Origin of the sequence: Rhodoblastus sp., assembly GCF_041915505.1 — a bacterium.
Classification (GTDB): Bacteria; Pseudomonadota; Alphaproteobacteria; order Rhizobiales; family Beijerinckiaceae; genus Rhodoblastus.
Genome location: NZ_JAYSBG010000281.1, coordinates 1 through 4698, shown reverse-complemented (window position 1 = coordinate 4698; position 4698 = coordinate 1). Strand labels below are relative to the sequence as shown.

The 4698-nt window shown below is 61.6% G+C and carries 6 protein-coding genes; 5 read left to right on the top strand and 1 reads right to left on the bottom strand.

Features of this window, described 5'->3' with window-relative positions:
- Positions 1–193 precede the first annotated feature (193 nt).
- Positions 194–940 carry a GntR family transcriptional regulator gene (locus tag ACE3S9_RS15125; protein WP_374547310.1) on the bottom strand — a complete coding sequence of 249 codons (747 nt, stop codon included), beginning with the start codon at positions 938–940 and terminating at the stop codon, positions 194–196.
- A gap of 253 nt (positions 941–1193) precedes the next feature.
- Between ACE3S9_RS15125 and ACE3S9_RS15120 the strand changes: the two genes are divergently transcribed.
- From ACE3S9_RS15120 to ACE3S9_RS15100, 5 genes are all read left to right on the top strand, one after another.
- Entirely contained in the window at positions 1194–1526 is a 333-nt protein-coding gene (locus tag ACE3S9_RS15120; RefSeq protein WP_374547309.1) for a phenol hydroxylase subunit, read from the top strand.
- A 25-nt stretch (positions 1527–1551) separates the two neighbouring features.
- On the top strand, positions 1552–2544 hold the full coding sequence (locus ACE3S9_RS15115; protein WP_374547307.1) for a phenol hydroxylase: 993 nt from the start codon (positions 1552–1554) through the stop codon (positions 2542–2544).
- 14 nt (positions 2545–2558) lie between these two features.
- Positions 2559–2831 carry an MmoB/DmpM family protein gene (locus ACE3S9_RS15110; protein WP_374547306.1) on the top strand — a complete coding sequence of 91 codons (273 nt, stop codon included), beginning with the start codon at positions 2559–2561 and terminating at the stop codon, positions 2829–2831.
- A gap of 34 nt (positions 2832–2865) precedes the next feature.
- Positions 2866–4380 (top strand): aromatic/alkene/methane monooxygenase hydroxylase/oxygenase subunit alpha, encoded by a 1515-nt coding sequence (locus ACE3S9_RS15105; RefSeq protein WP_374547305.1) that lies wholly within the window; start codon positions 2866–2868, stop codon positions 4378–4380.
- Between the two features lie 68 nt (positions 4381–4448).
- A partial coding sequence (locus ACE3S9_RS15100; RefSeq protein WP_374547304.1) for a phenol hydroxylase subunit P4 occupies positions 4449–4698 on the top strand: 250 nt, incomplete at its 3' end.

Genomic DNA, 4698 nt, shown 5'->3' with positions numbered 1-4698 from the left:
GCTGGGAAGAGGGAGGGCGTCGTCGAAGCGTTCCGTTCTCGCGAGGCGTATCCCCGGTCGCTCTTTCAATCCCTTGTCGCGAACGATCACGACGCCGACGCGACGAGCCGTGGAAAACCAGAGCCATGAAGGGTTCCGCGTCAGCGATCCGACGCAAAAGCCGAGCGCTTGAGCGGCGGCGGAATCTCCGGCGTTAGACTTTTTCGTCGGTCTTGCAGCGCGGCTTTTTTCCGGCCGGCTCCAGGGCGGCGCGCAAGACGGTGAGCGTGCGGTCGATGTGATCGGAGGTCAGCTTGCACGCGAGATCGACGTCGCGCGCGATGGTGGCGTCGAAAATGGCCTTGTGCTCGGCGTGGACGTCGCGGGGAATGGTGCGCTTCGCCATGGACATGCGGCGATAGCGTTCGGACTGCTGGAACAGCAGGCCGATGAAATGATGCAGCCAGCGCGAGGGGCAGGCGGCGATCAGCGCCCGGTGGAATTCGCGATTGCGCTCCTCGAACTCGCCGATCGCGTTCGACGGGTCTTCGGCCAGGCGCTCCTCGACCTTGGAGAGGCGGTAGAAGGTCGCCACGATCTGGCTCTCCCAGGCTTCGTCGCCCAGGGTGATCGCCTGCCGCAGCGCTTCCGTCTCGATCAGCTTGCGCACTTCGGTCAGGTCGCGGAAATCCTCCAGCGAGGCCGGCGCGACGCGAAAGCCGCGCTGGCCCTCGGATGTCACGAGGGCTTCGCCGAGCAGGCGCGTCAGCGCCTCGCGCATGGTGGAGCCGCTGATATTGTAGCGCGCGCGCAATTCCTCCGTGCGCAGCTTGGCGCCCGGTTCGAACGCGCCTTCGAGAATCTCGCGGCGCAAGGTTTCGTACGCGCCTTCGACGAGGGTCTTGCCCGCCTTCGCGTGAAGCTCGATCTCGTCGCCGAATCTGTCGCCCGCCGTTTCCATTTCACCCTCTTGCCCGCTTGGCACCGGTGTTCCGGCATGGCCGGAAAACCCATTTTGTGGATTGTTATCAGGAATTCTAGACGAAAGTCACGATTATCGACAAAATAATGAGAATCGCGCTCCGAAAAAATATCGAGATTTTTGTTGACTGTCGATTTCTCAGAGCGTAGATAAGTCGGCAACCGAGAGCAAGGGGCCGATCAACGAGCTCCGCCCTCGCAACGAACGACAAAAGTCCTGGGAGGGAGCTGGCATGGGTCGCCAAGATATTGGCGGCGCGCGAGACAACGTGCGCCCTGACGCCCCGATGCGCAAATATGTCCGCATCATCGGCTCGCGGCTCGGCCGCTATGTCGAGTTCGAATTCTCCGTCAACGATCAGGATCTCGCGGTCGAGCTGATCCTGCCTTTCAGCGCCTTCGACGAATTTTGCGAATTGCAGAACGCGATCGTTCTGCCGCCCGAACCGGCCGTGGCCGACGCGCTGGAGCGCCAGGCCTGGCGTTCGCGCCAACCCGGCTTGCTGCGGCGGGTCAAGAATGCGGCCGAAGACGCCGCCGACCCGACGGCGCGCGACGCCGAATAAGCCATTCGTTCTTGGGAGGATCGAAATGACCGTTCAGATTAAAACATTGGACATGGAGCCGAAGCGACAGACCTTCGGCCATGTCGCGCGGCGCCTCGGCGCGGACAAGCCGGCGACGCGCTATCAGGAAGCGACGCTCGACGTGCAGGCGACCGCCAACTTCCATTACAAGCCTTTGTGGGAGCCGGAATATTGGGTCTATGACACGCGAAAGACCGCGGTGGTCATGGAGGACTGGTACAAGCCCCTCGACCCCCGCCAGTTCTATTACGCCACCTATAATATCTCGCGCGCCAATATGAACCAGGCGGCCGAGCGCGCCTTCACCTTCGCCGAGGAGCGCGGCCTGATCGAGAAGATCACGCCGGAAGCCCGCAAGCAGATCGAATTCGGCCTGTTGCCGCTGCGCCACCTGCATTGGGGCGCCAATATGAACATGACCGAGATCACCCAGCGCGGCTATGGCACGGCGGTCACGGCGCCCTGCATCTTCTCGGCCGGCGATCATCTCGGCATGGCGCAGATCGTCAGCCGCATCGGCCTGCTGCTCGACGGCCAGACCGGCGTCAGCCTCGATCTCGCCAAGGAAGTCTGGATCAACGATCCCGCCTGGCAGGGCGTGCGCAAGCTGGTCGAGGACACTTTGGTCGAGCGCGATTTCTTCCAGCTCTTCGTCGCCCAGACGCTCGCGATCAACGGCGTGGTGTTCGACCTCGTCTACAAGATGGCCGATCCCGCCTGGAAGGACGCCCAGATCGCGGTCGCCATGCTGACCGAATTCATGAGCGACTGGCGCGCCGACGAAGGCAAATGGAGCGACAGCGTCATCAAGACCGTCGCCGCCGAAAGCGCCGAAAACCGCGCTCTGGTTTCGCAATGGGCCGTCGACTGGATCAGCCGCGCGGTCGAGGCCGCCAAGCCTTTGTCCGCCGCGCTGATCGGCGATAACGGCGCGCTCGCCGAAGCCGCCGGCGAGGCCGCCATCAAGCGGGCGCGCGCGCTCGGCCTGACGCTCTGAGGGAGAAAGCCGCCATGTCGCAGATTGCGTCCATCACGCTTTATCACAATGACGACGCGCGTCCGATCATCGAGGCGATCCTCGCCGACAATCCGGGCGTGCGCGTTCTCAACATGCCCGGCGCCGTCAAGCTCGACTGCGAGGGCGAGATCATCGTCAAGCGCGCCTCGGTCGAGCAGCGTCTCGGCCGCGAATGGGACCCGCAGGAAATCCACCTCGTCCTGATCTCGATGGCCGGCCATCTCGACGAGGACGACGACCGGTTCACCGTGGGCTGGAAACATTGATCCAGGATCTGGAACGCACATTCGGGAGGAAACAATGACCGCCAAGAAACTCGGTCTCAAGCAGCGCTACGCGCATATGACCCGCGGGCTCGATTGGGAGACCAGCTATCAGCCGATGGACAAGGTATTCCCCTACGACACCTTTGAAGGCATCAAGATCAAGGACTGGTCGGCTTGGGAAGACCCGTTCCGCCTGACCATGGACGCCTATTGGAAGTTCCAGGCGGAGAAGGAGCGCAAGCTCTATGCGGTGCTCGACGCCTTCGCCCAGAACAATGGTCAGACCGGCCTTTCCGACGGGCGTTACGCCAATGTGGTCAAGTTGTTCCTGACCGGCATTTCGCCGGAGGAATATCAGGCCCATCGCGGCTTCGCCTTCGCCGGCCGTCATTTGCGCGGCGTCGGCCCGCGCGTCGCGGCGCAGATGCAGTCGCTCGACGAATTGCGTCACATCCAGACGCAGATCCACACCATCAGCCATTACAACAAATATTTCGATGGCATCGGCGAGTTCCCGCACATGCATGACCGCGTGTGGTATCTCTCGGTGCCGAAGAGCTTCTTCGACGACGCTCGTTCGGCCGGCCCGTTCGAATTCATGATCGCGATCGGCTTCGCCTTCGAATATGTGCTGACGAACCTGCTGTTCGTGCCGTTCATGTCGGGCGCGGCTTACAACGGCGACATGTCCACCGTGACCTTCGGCTTCTCGGCGCAATCCGACGAAAGCCGTCACATGACGCTCGGCATCGAGGTCATCAAGTTCCTGCTGGAGCAGCATCCGGACAATCTGCCGATCGTGCAGAAATGGGTCGACAAATGGTTTTGGCGCGGCCATCGCGTGCTCGGCCTCGTCGCCATGATGATGGATTACATGCTGCCCAAGCCGGTGATGTCCTGGAAGGAAGCCTGGGAAATCTATTTCACCGAGGCCGGCGGCGCCTTGTTCCAGGATCTCGCGCGCTACGGTCTGCGCCCGCCGAAATATGCCGATATCGCGACCGCCGAGGCCGAGCATATCTCGCACCAGAACTGGGCGATCTTCTATCAATATACCCATGCCGCCGCGTTCCACACCTGGATCCCGGACGCCAAGCATCTGGACTGGCTGTCGGAGAAATATCCGAACACGTTCGACAAATATTACCGCCCGCGCTGGGAGATGTGGGCTCAACAGGCGAAGGAAGGCAAGCGCTTCTACAATATGGCGTTGCCGCAGCTCTGCCAGACCTGCCAGATTCCGATGGGCTATACCGAGCCGGGCGACCCGACCACGATCTGCTTCCGCAAGACGCAGTTCCGCGGCGAAACCTATCACTTCTGCTCGGACGGCTGCAAAGACATCTTCGACGCCGAGCCCGAGAAATTCGCCCAGGCCTGGCTGCCGGTGCACCAGATCTTCCAGGGCAATTGTGGCGGCGCCACCATTCCCGATGTGCTGAATTATTACCGGATGAATGTCGGCGCGGACAATATGGACTATGTCGGCTCACCGGACGAAAAATTGTGGAACGAGTGGCAGGCCGAGAAGATCAAGACCGCCGTCTAACCGCTCGCAAGACAACAAGAATGGCGCGGCCGGAAAGGCCGCGCCCGCAAAAAAAACGGGAGAGAACCATGTCCGTCGTCGCCCTCACGCCCGACTACGAAAAGCACATCGAATTCCGCGATCTGGAAAAGAATTTCCACGGCAATCGGGTGGTCTATCTGCATTGGGAGCAGCATCTTTCCTTCTGTTCGGCGATCGCCTTTCCGCTGCCGCCGTCCATGCCGTTCGGCGCCTTCATCGAGGCGATCGTCAAGCCGCATTACGCGGCCCATCCGGATTTCGAAAAGATCGACTGGTCGACGGTGATCTGGTCGATCG

Coding starts and splice junctions, on each gene's coding strand:
- ACE3S9_RS15125 (WP_374547310.1), bottom strand. CDS start 940: ATGGAAACGGCGGGCGACAGATTCGGCGACGAGATCGAGCTTCACGCG.
- ACE3S9_RS15110 (WP_374547306.1), top strand. CDS start 2,559: ATGTCGCAGATTGCGTCCATCACGCTTTATCACAATGACGACGCGCGT.
- ACE3S9_RS15120 (WP_374547309.1), top strand. CDS start 1,194: ATGGGTCGCCAAGATATTGGCGGCGCGCGAGACAACGTGCGCCCTGAC.
- ACE3S9_RS15115 (WP_374547307.1), top strand. CDS start 1,552: ATGACCGTTCAGATTAAAACATTGGACATGGAGCCGAAGCGACAGACC.
- ACE3S9_RS15105 (WP_374547305.1), top strand. CDS start 2,866: ATGACCGCCAAGAAACTCGGTCTCAAGCAGCGCTACGCGCATATGACC.